The organism is Ekhidna sp. (assembly GCF_964218185.1).
GTDB lineage: Bacteria > Bacteroidota > Bacteroidia > Cytophagales > Cyclobacteriaceae > Ekhidna.
The window spans coordinates 14,228-31,050 of the sequence record NZ_CAXPLV010000006.1 but is presented as its reverse complement, the minus strand read 5'-3'; the positions used below and the strand labels follow the sequence as shown (position 1 = coordinate 31,050).

Below are 16,823 nucleotides of genomic sequence, written 5' to 3'. Positions count from 1 at the left end.
ACTGCCGCATGATTAGTCATCTGATAAGTATGCCTGTACTTGCCAACTTCCTGTGCTTTGCGAAGATCAGGCTAACCATGCTTTTGTCATTACTCTTATTTTCAACCACGCTCTTATCACAAGTTGGTCTGGATCCGGCAAAAAGACTAAGCCAATATGTACTGAGGGGATGGGACACAGAAGATGGCCTGTCTTCCGAATCTTCCAACGAAATGATCCAGTCTGATGACGGATACATCTGGATAGGAACCTATACAGGCCTACATCGATTTGATGGGCAGGACTTTACCATCTTCACCAGCCAAAATAGCATTCTTCCCTCACCAAATGTACTTTGTGTGAAAAAAGGGTTGGAAAATCAAATATGGCTTGGAACACTCCATGGCATTATCGCATACAAAAATGGAGAGTTTTACGCCCCACCCGGACTTGAGAGTACTCGGACAATGAGCATCGAAGAAATGCTGATTACCAAAGGAGGTAAGGTTTGGTTTAGCACTAAATCAAATCAAATCTTTTGCTATGAGAATGGGGCAATGAAGGAATTCACCCATCAATTTCAGCTCACCGAGGGCACTGCTTTAAGCATCGAGGAAGGTGAAAACGGGACGATCTATTTTGGAACTGACAATTCCTGGTTGGTATCATATGCTGAAGATGAGGGGATAAAACGAACCAAATTGAGCGATGAGGTGAATGGCATAAATGCCATGCATGTGCAGAATGGTTTACTCTACCTTGGTACGGGCAGGGGGCTTTATATAAAGAATGACGCCCAAATCACCAAAAGCCCAATCTTGGAAAACACTTCCATCACGACACTTATTTCAGGTAATAATAATGAGCTCTGGCTGGGCACACTGAGAGGATTATTTAGGTGGCAACCATCAAAATCACTACTTGACTCACTAACAGAGGATAACGGCATGCCGAACAACATCGTTCGAAACATGACCTTTGATCAGGATGGAAACTTATGGGTGGGTACGTACAGAAAAGGGATTTTTATGCTAATGGATGGCTCCATTACCAGCTACACAAAAAATGACGGGCTTGCCACCAACATAATCAGTAGTGCTGTAGAAATAGCCGAAGACACCTACTTATTGGGAAATGAAAATGGGGTGCTAAATCAACTGAAAAATGGAGTAATCACTGAATTCAAGCCTCCAATACCTATTCCATCGGAGCGTCTGAAAAACTTGTATAAAGACGATAAAGGCAGATTGTGGGTAAGTACCTATGGCGGACTGGTAGTGCTTAATGATGAGAATAGCAGATTTTATAATGTGGAGAATGGATTTCCAGACAACTCCATTCGGGTGGCTTATCAGGATAAGAATGGGGATGTATGGGTAGGAACAAAAAATGCCGGATTGGTCATCTTTAAATCGCTGGATGAGTGGGAGATGATTACAATTGATGACGGACTTAGCTCCAATTATATTCTTTCCATAGAGCAGGACTCAGCTGACAACATGGTGATCGGCACAATCAGTGGACTGAATATTGTCAAAGACAAGAAGGTAGTGAAATCTGTAACTATTGAAGATGGTCTTCCCTCCAATTTCATGTTTGCCACTCACACTACTCCGAATTACATCTGGATTGCCTCAAACGATGGACTCACTGGGTATAGCGACACCAGAGTGGTCAATTTCAATACTCAAAATGGAATGCCGTCAAATATTGTGTATGATGTAATCGAAGACGAGAATGGTAATCTATGGATGCCCTCAGAAAATTCAATTTTGAGCGTGAGGATTGCTGACCTGGAAGCGGCTATTGAAAATCCTGAAAAGGAAATAAAAGTGAGGCAGTATGATAAAAGCTATGGCATGAAAGATAGTCATTGCATCGGGGCAGTTTTATCATATACAGACTCCAAGGGACATTTTTGGATTCCCACAATTGGGGGAATTGTGAGATTGAACCCAAATGAAATCAGAACCCCCAATTTCAATCCCAAAACCATCATTGAAAATATTTATGCTGATAATGTCAAGGTACCTCTTTCAGACAGGGTAACCATACCTCCCGGGACAGATAGAGTTTTGATTGATTTTACGGGGATCAGCTATGCGCAGACAGATTTTCTTCAGTTTAGATACCGCCTTACACCCTTCGATGATGACTGGGTTTATGCACTTGATAATAGGGATGGCTTATACACAAATCTGGCACCCGGCACCTACGATTTTCAGCTCCAAACCGGACTGGATGACAACTATTTCAGTCCTATTTTAAGTCAAAGAATCGTCATTGAAGCCACCTGGTGGCAGACAGTGTGGGCCAAAATAGTTGCAGCCATTCTTATCATTTGCATCGCCATTCTGGTATACTGGTTGAGGTTGAGAGCCTTGACCGCCAATAATGCAAGACTTGAAGCGACGGTTTCCCATCGGACCAATGCACTGGAAAAACAAAAACAGGAACTGAAAGTAGCTATTGAGCAACTAAAGAATGCACAAGAACAAATGATCCAATCAGATAAAATGGCTTCCCTTGGAATATTAGCTGCCGGTGTAGCACATGAAATCAATAACCCATTAAATTTTATTCAGGGCGGAGTAGAAGGTTTGGAGCAAACGCTGAAGCGTAGCAAAAAAATAAAGAAAGAAGAGTATGAGGTGCTCATAAAGGCTATAAAGGAGGGAATCTCGCGTGCTTCTACTATCGTGCTTAGCCTCAATGAATTTAGCCACTCCTCTGATAAGAAACTGGAGCCTTGCAACATTCATCATCTGATCGAAAACTGCCTCACTATGATCAGATATAGGCTCAAAAATGGCATTGAGTTAATCAAAGAGTTCGACAAGAAAGAAGCATTCGTGAATGGCAACAATGGCAAACTTCACCAGGCATTTTTAAATATCATCACGAATTCTATTCAAGCGATTGACAAGGATGGCAGCATTACCATTAGAACAAAAGTGACACAAAGTTCTGTCTTTATCGATTTTATCGATTCAGGTCATGGCATCAAACCGGAGCATCTAAAGAAGATAACAGAACCTTTTTTTAGCACCAAAGAACCCGGAAAAGGTACAGGATTAGGACTCTCCATTACTTATTCTATTATCAATGAACACGGCGGCTCACTCAACTATTCATCCAAATGGGGTGACGGCACAACAGCATCAGTTATGTTACCGTTGATTGTAGAGAAGTGAATATGAAATCTAAAAAAATAACAATCACCACCCATCTCGCAGATTTTCATTCCAAGCTTTTTCGCTATTACATTCCTATCACTAAAGAGCTCGGCGATCAATTTGTGGATGGAGATAACCGCAGAATTACTTGCTCAATCAATGGAAATACCCCTTATCAATGTGCCCTCATGCACATGGAGGGTGGCTATTACATTTTGGTCAATAATCAGGAGCGAAAGAAGATTGGGATTGATGAAGGGGATGAAATCACAGTGACAATTGAAAAAGATCATTCAGAATTTGGTCATGATGTCCCCGAGTCATTTCAGGTTTTACTGGATCAGGATGATGAGGGACGAACCCATTTTGAAGGATTGACCAAGGGCAAACAAAGAAGCCTTATATACATAGTGAAGAAGGTAAAAAATGTAGATAGCCAACTAGCAAAAGGCCTGGCGATCATGCATCACCTGAAAGAAGCTAAGGGGGTATTGGACTTCAAGCGGCTCAACGAGTTGATCAAGGAATACAACAATCGAAAGTGATTTTGCATAAACAATGTACCTATCAACATAACTAAGCTACCAAACCGAATAAGATTTTAATACCGGCACCTTGATTTCCGTAGATTAAATAAAAAATTCTATGCGAAACCTATCCATTCTATTTCTTCTTATGTCATTTCTTGGTCAAGCCCAGGAAACTGTCAGAATTAACAACAGCTCCGTTGCATTCACTATCCCGGAGAAAGACTTGCTCCCTGAAAGCATAGCTTATGACCCTCAGGAGGATGTTTTTTATGTAAGCAGCACCCGCAAAGGCAAAGTAGTGAAGATAGATAGAGACGGTAATGTCACTGATTTCATACCTTCAAAAAAGCATGGACTCTGGATGACGATTGGGATGAAAGTAGATGTGCAGCGAAGATACCTGTGGGTATGCAGCTCCGGAGGGGATAACCTGGAAGGCTATGATAAAGAAGATGATACAGACGGTCGGCCAGCGGGTATTTTTAAGTTTGACCTCAACACAGGGAACCTGATCAAGAAGTACACCTTTGAAAACGCAGGAGAAGTTCATTTTATGAATGATCTGGTCATTGCCCGAAATGGTACTGTTTACATCACACATATGTTTAGTGATCATTCTATTTACCAAATTGGCAGCAATGATGAAATTGAGGTTTTCCTGACCTCCCCAGCCGTCCCCTATCCCAATGGACTAGCCCTGGCTGATAATCAGCGAACATTGTTTGTGGCGCATAGCAATGGCATTGCCAAAATCAATTTAGAGACCAAAGAAATCACTCAACTAAAAATTCCCGAAGGTCAGGACATTTCTAGGCGTGCAAGTATTGATGGATTATACTATTATAAATGGACGCTTGTTGGGGTGCATCCCGGCAAATCAATGGTGACAAAAATGCCCTTGAATGAAGCGGGGGATGGATTAGATGAGGTTCAGATTCTTGAGCAAAACCACCCTATGATGATGAATCCAACAACCGGCGTTTTAGTTGGTAATGAGCTTTACTATATCGCCAATGCACAATTTGGTAGCTTTAATGAAGACGGAACCATATGGCCAATGGAGAGACTCTATGAGCCGGTAATTCTGAAAGTAAGAATTGATTAAAATGAAAGTATTATGGTTTACCCTCGCATTTTTCACCACCCATATTATTTATGCTCAGGAAAAGTCATTGACTGAACTGCTCAACTTTCCGATTGGAGGCATCTGGGTTTCCGAAAAAAAGCAAAACGACAACCAGCCTGAAAGCTTTTCTTCATTCTATATGAAGTTTCAAAACTGGTCATCCGAAAAATCAGTAACCGGAGACATCTATGGCGTTCGGAATAATGGTGACACGCTTCAACTCATTGAAGTTTGGAACTACACCATCCCATCCGCGCAACATGCTATTTTGGTACGCGAACCTCGTGGGGAGCACATTGCTCCGGCACTGTTGCAATTCATCAAGGGCAGCACCTCGATATTGTTTTCAAAACAACCAATCCAGATGGTTCATCATTTTGGACAAGAGATATTCACTATATCATCTCCGATAATGAAATGAAAGCGGAGACTTATCACCGACAAAATGAAGAAGATAGCTGGGTGAAAATGAGTGAGTCTAACTGGAAGAGGAAACGTCAAGATTAAAAACTCAACAGAGCTGTGATGACAAAAAACAACCCCGCCGTGGCGGGGTTTTAAGTTTTTTAATTGCTCTCTTTCTTGATCGAGATAGCTTCCATCGCTTTGTCACGGCTGATTTTACCGCTATCAAAATCCGAAAGTACGCTCGCTTTCACAGAAAGTTCGATGGACTTAGGCATTTCACATCCCTTGCATTCGGTCAATCTTACCCGAATGATTAGAAGCTCAGATGGTTTCAAGCTTTTGATAGTGCGTCCATAGTCCACCACGTTTTGCCTTAAAGAAGTTTCAAAATCAGGATACATGGCGTTTACCTTTTCATTTCGCTCCTCCTGAGTCAGTCCTCCCTCTCCCGTAGTTCGAATCGTGTGAAGACCATTGTTGTCACTGGATGATGAGTACACCCGCATGCTGAATATCGCTCCCAGATTATCCATCCGTTCATAGTTGATATTGCGTGACGAAGCATAGTATGTATTGGACATGTCCGGCTCGTAAAGTCTGCTGAAAATACTGGAGAATAACTCCAGATCTTTTTCCATTTTGTCATTTACCTCAGTAAACTTGATCTTGCTGATGGTCTGCTCACGACTGGCTTTTCCGGATTTATAGGCAATCAAATCACCCTTTAAAATCTCAGCGGTCATGCCCATGTTTTTATCTTCAACCTTCTCTCCACTCACCCATACATAGTTCCTGGATTTTTTTAGGTTGACCATGATACGGTCGGTCGGCTTCAACTGACCAATCAGATCCGCATAGTCTACCAAAAACAGGGTCATTTGCTCTTTCACTTTTTCTTCATAGCCTTTACTCTGCTCTTCGGCGCTGGCTTTTTTTGCAACTTCACGCTCCCTGTCATCAGAGCTGGGGCTATCCGCCACTACATAGCTATAGCCACTACCAGATGAAACCACAGACACACTTTCCGCTTTTCCACTGGCAAAGACAATGGAACTTTGAGGCATACTAAATATGACACCATAATCCGGCACATAATTGCTCTCGATGTTTCGTCCGGAAAAGAGATTTCTATCGTTTGAAAGTGTGCCTAAAATATTCTCAGCAATTTTCAGATCACGATCCATACGCTCCTGATCTATACCTTGTCCAAGTGTGCTCCCTACAATTAAAATTGCTAGTCCCAGGGAAAAAATAGTTCTTCTTATTGTTCTCATTTTTTTAGCGCTGCACTACACAGCATTTTTCGTTTCAAATTAATTTCAAAAGGCAGGTTTCAACATGTATCATTCGCTATTAAGGTAGCTATCCAGCTCTGCTCCTTCATTACCATTGGCCAGGCTGGTAAATTGAAGCTGGATGGCGTCCAGATCTTTTTGACGCTGCAACTCCATGAAATCTGCAAAATCGGTCATCACCCGTGTGAGATACTCCTGCTGAGATCGCTCAGTATCTTGAAGTAATCCCTGAATGATATCGCGATTAGCAAGTCTCAGTTCATTGATGTACTGATTCAACAGCTCTCGATCTATAGTACCGCTGGTCGCTGGCTGACTTGCTAGTTTATTCAAATCGGTTTCACCCAGTTCATTCTTAACAGCGTTGATCTGAGCCACGAGATCACTATTGTTCTGAGTCATCGCTTGCTGCATCCATGACTTTATATCCGCCTCAGTATAAGCTGGGTTACTTGAAGTTGGGGGAGCACTAAAGCTCACCTGCAGTCCATTATCACCATTGGTGATGGAAAATTGGGTGAAGTACCCCGCCACCAAAAGTAGCGTAATGCTAGCCGCAACAGCCAATGTGGACTTGATGAGCCTATCTGTGCTTCGCTGCTTTGTAATGACAACAGCCGGTGGCTCCTCAAACACAAAGCTGGGCGCAACCACTTCTTTATCTTCGACTTTACCCATCATTTGCTGCAGAGCTTGTATTTCTTCCAGCTCCTTTTTCATTTCCGGATGCTCTGTAAGGTATGATTCCACCTTAGCTTGCTCTTCCTTGGTTAGCTCTCCGGCCAAATAATCAGCCAATATTGCTTCGTCTGGTTTATAGCTCATAATGCACTGTTTCTTTTGTAATCTGCTTTCCTTCCAATATCACTCTCAGGTTTTTTAGCCCCCGATACATCCACGTTTTCACCGTGTTTTCTGAGGCATCCATGGCCTCCGCTATTTCTGTAAATTTCATCCCTTCATATTCTTTCATGATCACCACGCTTCGCTGATCTTCACTCAATTCATTCAATGCTGCTACTAAAGCCTCTGCCAATTCTCCCTGCTGAAAGTTCCTTTCAGGGTTGAAAAAATTGCCTTTCGCCTCCAGCACCTGCATTTTTACTTTCACATCATCTTCATCTCCACCTTCGTGAATAGATACTAGCTTATTTCGTTTCATCTGTCTGCTTTCTTCAAAGCACAGGTTGGTTGCTATCCGATAGAGCCATGGTTTGAAGCGATCCGCCTCTTTCAGTTTGGAGATGTGTTTAAACATCTGAATAAAAGTCTTCTGAGCCAGGTCAGAAGCGATATCATGATCTGCGTGATACTTGTGCACGTAGTTGTAAATGCGCTTGTACCAGAGACTGACCAATCTATTCAGCGCTTTCTCATCGCCACGCTGAGCATTCTCTATGGTAGTGTCGGCATGCACCATGGCTATGTCTAATAGGGTATCCACGGGCATCTAATTTACTTCTTTTAGGCGGTTAGATTCTTCTTCACACATGGCTTTCAAAAACTGTTTGACTTTAGGATGATGGCCAAAAAGAAATAGTTTCAGGGGCCTGAGATTATTTTCAGAACCAATCATGATTCGATAGATTTGGAATAACACCATTATGCAGTTAAAAAATGAAAACGAAATTTGAAATACTAGGACTTGTCATGGGATGGTTTGCTATCATAGCTCAGTTCGTTTTAATGATTCAAAATAGACAGGCAGACATATTGGAAACCACAGTACGATTTTTCAGCTTCTTCACTATCCTTACCAATATTTTGGTGGCGCTGTTTTTTACCACTTCTGCATTCAGACTGAAAGGCTTCCCCTTTAAGTTATTTTCAGCAAAAACCACAATCACTGCCTTAACAGCATTCATATTTATTGTGGGCTTGGTGTATCAGATTGCTTTGCGACAAGTTTGGGCTCCAACCGGCCTTCAATACGTTGTTGATGAGCTGTTACATACTGTCATCCCTCTATTTATGCTTGGATATTGGCACTCCAATATGAAAAAAGAAGATTTAGCAATACAGCCATTGCTCAAATGGATGATCTACCCGCTGACCTATATTTTATATATACTAGTAAGGGGTTCTTTGTCTGGTTATTACCCATATCCATTTTTAAACATCCCCGAAATTGGATATCAAAGTGCAGCCATAAACATAGCCGCTATCTTCATGTTGATGCTAATAACCCTTACCGTTTTGTCCATAGTTGGGAAGCGATTGATCAAAAGCTAACGTGTGTGAACAGTTTATAACTCACCCTTCAAACTCCTTCAGCTTTCCTAGCACCTCCTCCTTATAGTTTCCGCCAATTGGGATCTCAGCCCCTCCTACCTCAAGAAAAGATGTAGTGTATGATTTCACCTTAACTCTGGCTACAATGAATGATCGATGAATACGGATGAAATCGTGCTCCGGCAGCACCTTCTCCAAATGACTCAGCTTCTGATAACTAATGATCATTCTATCGGTTAAGTGAATTTTCACGTAATTGCTCAGCCCCTCAATGTACTCGATCTCGTGAAAGAAAATCTGCACCATCTTCTTATCTGCTTTCAAGTAGATGTATGATGCTTCTGGGAGTTCTTTTGATTCTGTTTGAGTTATCTTCTGGATGGCGCGCATAAACCGCTCCATTGAAATGGGCTTGAGTAGGTAGTCCAGCGCATTCAGCTCAAAGCCTTCCAGTGCAAACTCTCTATAGGCCGTTGTTATGATTACCTTGGGTGGATTTTCCAGGTTGGCCAGAAAGTTCAGGCCACTAACCTGTGGCATTTCAATATCCAGGAGAATAAGGTCCACAGATTCCGTCTGCAAGAAATTATTTGCTTCAATCGCATTGATGCAGGTTCCTGCAAGCTCCAAATTGTCTAACTGGACTATGTAGCCTACTAAAATATCACGAGCTATTGGCTCGTCATCAACAACGAGACATTTTATCTTTTCCTTTTTCATAAGTTTAGCTCTAGCGTGATTTTATACCCTTCTTCAGTCTTTCCGTATTCCAGCGTATGCTTTTGGGGATAAAGTAGCTCTAGCCTCCGCTTTACATTTTCAATTCCCAGCCCTCCTTTCGTTTCTGCTTTCTTCTCCCCTACACTGTTTTCTACAACGAAACTCAATCTATCCCGATCAGCTTTCACAATAACATTTATCCAAGCATCTCTCGAAGCTGTGTTTACTCCGTGCTTAAATGCATTTTCTACAAATGGCAACAATAGCATAGGGGGCAAGTTCACACTTTCCACATCACCCTCCATTCCCACATTACAGCTAAATCGTCCTTCAAACCTAATCTCCTCCAGCTCAATGTAATTTTGAATATAGTTGAGCTCCTTTGTAAGCGGCACAGTACTTTGTCGGGTATCATAAAGCATATAACTCATCAGTTCTGACAGCTTCATCACCACCTCCGAAGTTTTGTCAGACTTGGCCAGTGCCAGTCCATAGAGGTTGTTTAGCGTATTAAAAAAGAAGTGTGGGTTGATCTGATTTTTTAGATACTGAAGCTCAGCCTTGGTTCGCTCTTCGGCAATTTCAGCCAGCTTTCGCTGAGACTCCACCAGTCGATACACCACCGTGATACCAATTAAGAAAATCATAGGAGAAGTGATGATCATCCCCGTCTGAACAATCCGATAGAGCTGCCAGAACTCACCCTGCTCCCACCCCGGAAAGATCAACTCATTGATATGATAGAAGGCAAACCAACGTTGAAGCAAAGCTCCTATGATTATCGTAGTAAGTGTCATCAGAATATACCTTATGGTTGCCCCGTTTAGCAGCAGTCGAGGCATAAGGATGAAATAGTTGGTATATACGACCAACAGGCGAATGGGGAAATAGGCGGCCTCAATAAGCATGGCGTCCCTAAATCGATTGTTGTACCCACCCTCCACAAATGTGAAAATGGACATATAAACCACCCAAAAAATGATGTGCCAAATGAGGGTCCGTCTTTTCATATCACTAAAGTTAATGGCTCACCAGTTTACAGCTGACCTCCCTATGCCAAAGCAAGACATGATCTGATAATTTTCACATCAATAAAGAACATATACACCATGGAAAAATGGAGCATCACATAAAAAGAAGCAACCAATTAGTATACCTAATCGTATTAGGTAAAATACATAATGCTATTAGGTATGCCTGGAAAAGAACTTGTAGGTGCGACTACCATTCCCATCCTCCTCACCATTTTGCTTGAAGGAGAAAATTACGGATACGAGTTGATCAAAAAAGTGAGAGAATACTCCGGAGGAAAGCTGGAGTGGAGTGATGCGATGCTTTATCCTGTCTTGCATCGCCTTCAAAAAGACAACCTGATCCAGGCTCGGTGGGCTGAGCTTGAGAACGGACGTAAACGAAAGTATTATCAGATTACCTCGCTGGGGAGGGCAGAGTTGGAAGAGCGCAAGGAAGACTGGGTAATGGTGCTAAACATGCTCAGCAAGATGTGGAATCTAACACCTGCATCATGAACTTCAGCCTTGAAAATGCTATCCAGAACTGGAGGAAGAAACTTCACAGCCAAAAGGGGTTGGAACCTGGAGATATCGCAGAATTGGAAGATCACCTGCGTAGCAACATTGAAGATCTGATCAAATCCGGGAATACCGAAGAATCGGCATTTAATCAAATCATAGAAAGAGACTGGAACAACTTAAAAATCGTCTCTAAAGAATTTTTGAACATGAGAGAACCTAAATCCATTATCCCTACCTCCCTTCTAAAAAACTTTCTCAAAGTCAGCTTCCGAAGTATGCGAAAGCGTTGGCAATATTCGGCTATTAATCTGTTTGGGCTTATCATAGGCCTTTCCAGCGTCTTTGGCATCTCCATTTACGTGATGCAGGAGATGACTTATGATCGATTTCATGAAAATGGTGAAAATATCTACCGGGTGGTCAATATCTTCAAGCGATCTTCCGGGGACTTCAAATACCCTTCTGCTCCGCCAGCACTGGCCCCCACCATTGGGACGAGTTTGCCGGGAATTGAGCGTGTTACCCGTCTGAGAACTTCAGATGAGATACTCTTAAAGTATGGAGATAAGCAATTTTATGAGTCCGGTGGATTCTATGCCGACTCATCCTTTCTTCAAATGTTTTCATTTGAACTGGAAAAAGGAGATGCAAAAAAGGCACTTAGCGAGCCTAATTCAATTGTCCTGACAAAAGATCTGGCAACAAAATATTTTGGAGGTGAAAACCCGATGGGAAAGGTTTTGACCTTTGATGACAATCGGCCATTAAAAGTGACTGGACTTTTAAAACAAGTTCCCGTCAACTCGCACATCAACTTTGATTTTCTGATCTCGTTCCCCACTTATGTTGTACCTGAGGGCTATCTGGCAGATCTCAACAGCTGGTCATGGCTTGGCTTTCCCACCTACTTTCAGCTAAGCGACAATGCAAATCTGGATGATCTGGAAGCTTCACTTTTGGAAGCCTACACGGGGTTAAATACATCCGCAGCTAATCGAGAGACCAAAATCATGCTCCAGCCACTTTTTGATATATATCTAGGATCGGGGGAGTTTGGCAATCCCCATGGAGGAATCTTCGCTACCAACAGCATAAATACCACTATGAGCTTAATGGGAGTAGCGATTCTTATCCTTTTTGTGGCATCATTTAATTACCTCAACATCACAACTGCCTCTTTTCAAACCCGATTCAAAGAAATGGGAATCAGGCAGGTCATGGGTTCTGGCAAAGGAAAAATCACCTGGCAGCTAATCACCGAATCATCAATCATGGTGTGCATTTCCGGTCTTATTGGCTTGGGTGTAGCTTATGGACTTCTCACCATGGGTGTCTCGAGATTAAATCTGGCTAGTGCTATTACCATAGAAGTAATCGCTTATATGATTTTGGGACTATTGGCACTGAGCACAATACTTGGACTTGTTGTAGGGCTTCTTGCTGGCGGCTCACTTATTGATTCTAAAATGTTGGAACTCCTGAAGGGTACAAAAACTCCAGCTTCAGGTAATAATCTATTTAGATACTCAATGCTCTTTGTCCAGTACGTGATTGCCGCTGGATTGATCATGGTAAGCATCGTTGTTGGTCGTCAAATCAATTTTATGAATGAAAAGGAGCTGGGCTATGATCGTGAAGGTATTTTGGTTTTGTCCGGCCTTCCAGATCAGATCACCAACAATTATAGGAGGTTTAAAAATCTTGTTTCTTCAAACCCTGACATTACCAACGTGACCATCTCAAGCCATGCTTTTGAAGGTGGCGCCTCAGGAAGCCCCATGCGAATTTCTACCTGGCCAAATGATCAAACACATCAAACGGCCTACTATCAGGTTGACCATGAGTTCCTAGAAACAATGGGGATAGAACTTCTACAGGGCAGAACATTCTCACCCAACATCCCAAGCGATTCCACCCAAGCGGTAATTCTCAATGAATCAGCAGCCCGGGCGATGGAAATAAATGAGCTGAGTGGACAGAAAGTACTTTTTACCACAAGCACTGAAATGGAGGTCATTGGTATCATAAAAGACTTTCATCATCAGTCCTTGCACCATCAGGTTGGGCCGATGGCGCTAGTCATGCCGTTTGCAAATCCCAGCTACATACTTGTTAGGTTTAAAACTCAAGATCTATCCTCGCTGATTGCATTCGCCGAAGATAGCTGGAATGAAGCCACCGGGGGCTCTGCCGGTCCGCTTACCGCTCGTTTTTTAGATGATGTGTTAAATCAGCAATATCAAAAAGATCAATACTTTGGTCAGCTTATTCAACTCTTTACCATACTCGCCATCCTGATTGCATGCCTTGGGCTTTGGGGGCTGACTTCCATTGCTATCAACATGAAAATAAAATCCGTATGCATTCGAAAAGTACTGGGTGCCAAACCAATTGACATCCTACTAAATATTGGCAAAGTGTTTTTGTGGACAGCTTTGATCGGCACGATCGTGTCATGGCCATTGGTACAGTGGGCGAGTGGAAAATGGTTAGAGAATTTCGCTTACCACATACAGACGGACTTTACCATTCTGATATTTGCGCTAATATTGGTAGCCCTTATCAGTGGTCTCACGCTTTATGCACAGTTCTTCAAGATTGAGCGTACGAATCCCTCGAGTATTCTACAGAATGATGATTGATCGTTTTACCTTAGCGGGAGAACGACAATCGGATGAAAAAACTACTGTTTGGAATATGTCTTTGCGGGTTTGTACTGGTCAATGCTCAGGATCAACTTTACAAGGTTACGCTGCTACGAGCCAAGCCTGGTGAGCTGCTCACGTTGATTGATGAGATTCAAAAAGACATTGCGAACTATGAAAGTTTTCTTGGAAACAACAAGCCGTATCTTCTTCGGCATAGTCAAGGAGATCACTGGGATTTAATGCTTATCTATCCAATTGATGAGTTAAGTAATTATTTCTCTCCCGAGCAAGCTTCACAGCGAGGAGCTTCCCGAACTATAGAGCAAGCGTATGGAAGTGACTTTTTTGATAATGTATCCTTTCAGGAAGAGGCAATCGTAAACGGCCCACCAATTAATGTCTTTATAGGAGCATTCGAAAAATATAAACTTTTTCACATAGAAATATTCACCGCTTTAGCGGGAAAGCAAAGTGAACTTTTGGAGCAGCGTTTGGCAGAAAATCAGTTTTATGCTGGCATTGAGCATCGACCAAACTTCATCTTCACACGAGTATTTGGTCCTAGTTGGGACAACTTCACAATCGGCTTTTACGAGGATCTGCATGATTTCGCAGGTCCGGAAATACCATTCGAAAAAGAAGATCAAGCGGCCAGAGATGCAGGCTTTGAGGGTGTGAACTTTATTGGCAGCTACTTGCGTTCACTCCTTGCCGAGCATCATGATACACTCGCTTGGAAAGTGGAATAAATCAACATTGACACATGAAAATAGACCTAAAATTCAAAGGTGACGAGGAGTTTACCACAGTAAACCAAAATGGAAATAAGGCAGAAGTAGATATGCGACCTGCCGACCAAAAGCAACATCAATCTCCTACAGAGCTTTTATTGTCAGCCTTGGGATCCTGTGCCGCTGTGGAGATCGTATCCATGATCAAAAAGCGTAGGAAGACCTTTGTAGATCTACATGCAGAAATAAGTGGTGAGCGAAGAGATGAGCACCCACGCGGATTCACTAAAATTCATCTGAAGTATATCATCACCTCACCGGATTTGACAGATGAAGAGGCAGACAGAATCGTGAGTCTGGCTACCACAAAGTACTGTTCTGTGGCTGGCTCATTGAAAGCAGAACAAACTCATTCATTCGAAATTGTTCGGGGTTAACCCTCCACCAATTTATCGAGGACTGATTTCAGTTTGCTAAACGAGCTCATTTCATACATAATGAGAATCTCTCCGCTTATGTCTTTGTCTCTGATTCTAAAATTGGTTCGACATATCAGGATTTGATTGAATCGCTCCTGGTCAAGCTCTCCATATATTTTGGTAATATCTCCCTGGTAACTTTTGGGCATATGGTAATCCAATGGAACATCCAGCATATTGCCAAATGACCCCATGATGGCATTTAGGATGATGTTACCGACTTCAATCATCAAACCGTCCTTCATCTCAACTATTGCGGCAGAGTCAGGATCTTCGTGAATCAGTAGTGAAGCCAGAAGCTTTGCACTGTCTTCAGGAAGGATAATGTTTGCCAGCCCCTCATATTCGCCTGAGAATTTTAACTCCACCGCATGCACATCACTCACCTGGAGCTTCCTTAGCTCTGAGAAAACCTGATCAAAAGAGATCAAGTTAACGTAGGGTACATTAAGAATTATCTCTCCATCAATCATCTGGCTCAGTGATGCAGAACCTTTCCCTACACCGATATTGATGATTTCAGTTATCGTATCTTTTTGTTGAGGTGTAAGCATTATCTTCTATTTTGGTTGATTAAAAACACCATTCAAAATTTCTATTAATTCATCTTTAGAAACCACCTTATTCATAAAGGCTGTAGCTCCATTTTCAAAACATTCGTCTTTCCTTGCTTTCTGAATGTCCGCAGTGATGACCACCACTGGCACCTTATTTTCCCGCTCTTTCAGAGCTTTCAACACATCAATTCCAGACATCCCATCCATTAGCAAATCCAAAAAAATACAGTCGTACGAATCGTTTACTTTCTCCAACAATGCTTCACCAGATCCCACCGCATCAAATTCATACCCCATATCACTTACGATATCTGTAAGAATCTTGCGCTGAAAAAAGGAATCGTCCGCTATTAATATTTTTTTCATGACACTATATTAAAGTACAGGCTCACCTGTGTTCCTTCGTTCTCTTTGCTCTTCACACGAACATCTCCTCTGTGAAGCAACATTATTTGTTTTACAATGGACATACCCAGTCCATGAGGAGTTTCTCCATCAAGTCCCTTCCGTCTCGATTTCCCAAATTTCACAAAAATGTGCTCGAGTATCTCCGAGTTCATGCCTATCCCCCGATCTTTCATCCGAAGCTCAAGACGACCTCCATCCTCCACAATACTCACATCAATGCTGGAGTTTTCCTTGCTAAACTTGATGGCATTGCTCATAAGGTTGTCTAGCACCCGTGTTATTTTTGCTGTGTTGAGCTCCACCATAGCTGCAGAGTCAGATTTAAAATTTACCTTGATCTGCTTCTTAATGGCTAGCAAGCGATGAGTCTTGATATACTGATCTATGAAATCAGAAAAAATCACTTTCTCAGTGTTGAGTTGATAGCCGGGGGATTCCATTTCAGCCAGCTCCAAAACTTCATTCGCGATATGCAGAGCCTTGGAGCCACTCAGCTTTATCATATCCAGAAATGTTTTTATGTCTTGCTCACTTATCGGATTTTCATCACTTAATTGATGATGCATCAGATTGACAATACTCAGGATGGAACCGAGCGGGGCTTTTATATCGTGAGCTGCATTTTGCAGATACTTGGTGGTGTGATCGACCTCCGGCACTACAACCCAAAGGCATGTAGTCTCATCATTTATCTTTTGGGATGAACAGGAAATTCTTGTCTTCTTAGACTGATATTTAAGATAAAACTCTCGCGCAGATACTTCTTCCGCAATCGTCTGATGATAGTCCTTAATGTTGGCTAATTCGTTTTCATCAATCAAGTCGGCTAATTTGTACGATCCTTTAGGAAGGAACGAATCTTTTGAGCAATCCGTCACATTGACCTTCTCCGGGTCATCCCACCTCACCCAAAGATGGGTGACTGAGGACTCAAAAAGGCGTAGTTTTTCTTCTAAATCGTCAACCTTCAAGGCTCTTCTTGGATGTGGTTATGCATGT

17 protein-coding genes are annotated in these 16,823 nt (G+C 42.3%); 9 read left to right on the top strand and 8 right to left on the bottom strand.

Translation table 11 applies throughout. From position 1 onward, the window contains the following. The first annotated feature begins 8 nt into the window (after positions 1–8). From ACEQZT_RS11460 to ACEQZT_RS11445, 4 genes are all read left to right on the top strand, one after another. Entirely contained in the window at positions 9–3,173 is a 3,165-nt protein-coding gene (locus ACEQZT_RS11460) for a two-component regulator propeller domain-containing protein (RefSeq protein WP_370089579.1), read from the top strand. A gap of 2 nt (positions 3,174–3,175) precedes the next feature. After that, a complete protein-coding gene (locus ACEQZT_RS11455) occupies positions 3,176–3,700 on the top strand; it encodes a YdeI/OmpD-associated family protein (RefSeq protein ID WP_370089578.1) in 525 nt (174 codons plus the stop codon). Positions 3,701–3,800: 100 nt separating this feature from the next. Continuing rightward, complete coding sequence (locus ACEQZT_RS11450) at positions 3,801–4,790, top strand: SMP-30/gluconolactonase/LRE family protein (RefSeq protein ID WP_370089577.1); 990 nt, start codon at positions 3,801–3,803, stop codon at positions 4,788–4,790. A 1-nt stretch (position 4,791) separates the two neighbouring features. Continuing rightward, positions 4,792–5,232: a hypothetical protein gene (locus ACEQZT_RS11445; RefSeq protein ID WP_370089576.1), complete on the top strand. Its 441-nt coding sequence runs from the start codon at positions 4,792–4,794 to the stop codon at positions 5,230–5,232. 145 nt (positions 5,233–5,377) lie between these two features. Here the strand turns inward: ACEQZT_RS11445 and ACEQZT_RS11440 are convergent, their stop codons facing one another. From ACEQZT_RS11440 to ACEQZT_RS11430, 3 genes are all read right to left on the bottom strand, one after another. After that, entirely contained in the window at positions 5,378–6,493 is a 1,116-nt protein-coding gene (locus ACEQZT_RS11440) for a hypothetical protein (protein ID WP_370089575.1), read from the bottom strand. 69 nt (positions 6,494–6,562) lie between these two features. After that, complete coding sequence (locus ACEQZT_RS11435) at positions 6,563–7,339, bottom strand: anti-sigma factor (protein ID WP_370089574.1); 777 nt, start codon at positions 7,337–7,339, stop codon at positions 6,563–6,565. Further along, entirely contained in the window at positions 7,329–7,958 is a 630-nt protein-coding gene (locus ACEQZT_RS11430) for an RNA polymerase sigma factor (RefSeq protein ID WP_370089573.1), read from the bottom strand. The genes ACEQZT_RS11435 and ACEQZT_RS11430 overlap by 11 nt, the downstream gene beginning before the upstream one ends. A 173-nt stretch (positions 7,959–8,131) precedes the next feature. On the opposite strand from ACEQZT_RS11430, the gene ACEQZT_RS11425 reads away from it, so the two are divergent. Beyond that, the gene (locus tag ACEQZT_RS11425) at positions 8,132–8,746 is read left to right on the top strand and encodes a Pr6Pr family membrane protein (RefSeq protein WP_370089572.1); all 615 of its coding nucleotides are present in this window, start codon (positions 8,132–8,134) and stop codon (positions 8,744–8,746) included. A 21-nt stretch (positions 8,747–8,767) separates the two neighbouring features. On the opposite strand, the gene ACEQZT_RS11420 is transcribed toward ACEQZT_RS11425, so the two are convergent. Together ACEQZT_RS11420 and ACEQZT_RS11415 are read right to left on the bottom strand one after the other, a co-directional pair. Then, on the bottom strand, positions 8,768–9,466 hold the full coding sequence (locus tag ACEQZT_RS11420; protein ID WP_370089571.1) for a LytR/AlgR family response regulator transcription factor: 699 nt from the start codon (positions 9,464–9,466) through the stop codon (positions 8,768–8,770). Further along, positions 9,463–10,476 carry a sensor histidine kinase gene (locus ACEQZT_RS11415; protein ID WP_370089570.1) on the bottom strand — a complete coding sequence of 338 codons (1,014 nt, stop codon included), beginning with the start codon at positions 10,474–10,476 and terminating at the stop codon, positions 9,463–9,465. Before ACEQZT_RS11415 ends, ACEQZT_RS11420 begins: the two co-directional genes overlap by 4 nt. A gap of 183 nt (positions 10,477–10,659) precedes the next feature. Between ACEQZT_RS11415 and ACEQZT_RS11410 the strand changes: the two genes are divergently transcribed. The 4 genes from ACEQZT_RS11410 to ACEQZT_RS11395 are packed head-to-tail and all read left to right on the top strand — an operon-like array spanning position 10,660 to position 14,817. Then, positions 10,660–10,995, top strand: coding sequence for a PadR family transcriptional regulator (locus ACEQZT_RS11410; RefSeq protein ID WP_370089569.1), 336 nt, complete (start codon positions 10,660–10,662; stop codon positions 10,993–10,995). Further along, the gene (locus tag ACEQZT_RS11405; protein WP_370089568.1) at positions 10,992–13,643 is read left to right on the top strand and encodes an ABC transporter permease; all 2,652 of its coding nucleotides are present in this window, start codon (positions 10,992–10,994) and stop codon (positions 13,641–13,643) included. Before ACEQZT_RS11410 ends, ACEQZT_RS11405 begins: the two co-directional genes overlap by 4 nt. 32 nt (positions 13,644–13,675) lie before the next feature. Continuing rightward, positions 13,676–14,398 (top strand): hypothetical protein, encoded by a 723-nt coding sequence (locus ACEQZT_RS11400; protein ID WP_370089567.1) that lies wholly within the window; start codon positions 13,676–13,678, stop codon positions 14,396–14,398. A 14-nt stretch (positions 14,399–14,412) separates the two neighbouring features. Then, entirely contained in the window at positions 14,413–14,817 is a 405-nt protein-coding gene (locus ACEQZT_RS11395) for an OsmC family protein (RefSeq protein ID WP_370089566.1), read from the top strand. Here ACEQZT_RS11395 and ACEQZT_RS11390 read toward each other — a convergent pair. The 3 genes from ACEQZT_RS11390 to ACEQZT_RS11380 are packed head-to-tail and all read right to left on the bottom strand — an operon-like array spanning position 14,814 to position 16,795. Continuing rightward, positions 14,814–15,413 carry a hypothetical protein gene (locus tag ACEQZT_RS11390; protein ID WP_370089565.1) on the bottom strand — a complete coding sequence of 200 codons (600 nt, stop codon included), beginning with the start codon at positions 15,411–15,413 and terminating at the stop codon, positions 14,814–14,816. The genes ACEQZT_RS11395 and ACEQZT_RS11390 overlap by 4 nt on opposite strands. 6 nt (positions 15,414–15,419) lie before the next feature. After that, positions 15,420–15,782 (bottom strand): response regulator, encoded by a 363-nt coding sequence (locus tag ACEQZT_RS11385; RefSeq protein ID WP_370089564.1) that lies wholly within the window; start codon positions 15,780–15,782, stop codon positions 15,420–15,422. Continuing rightward, the gene (locus tag ACEQZT_RS11380; protein ID WP_370089563.1) at positions 15,779–16,795 is read right to left on the bottom strand and encodes a sensor histidine kinase; all 1,017 of its coding nucleotides are present in this window, start codon (positions 16,793–16,795) and stop codon (positions 15,779–15,781) included. The genes ACEQZT_RS11385 and ACEQZT_RS11380 overlap by 4 nt, the downstream gene beginning before the upstream one ends. Positions 16,796–16,823 lie beyond the last annotated feature (28 nt).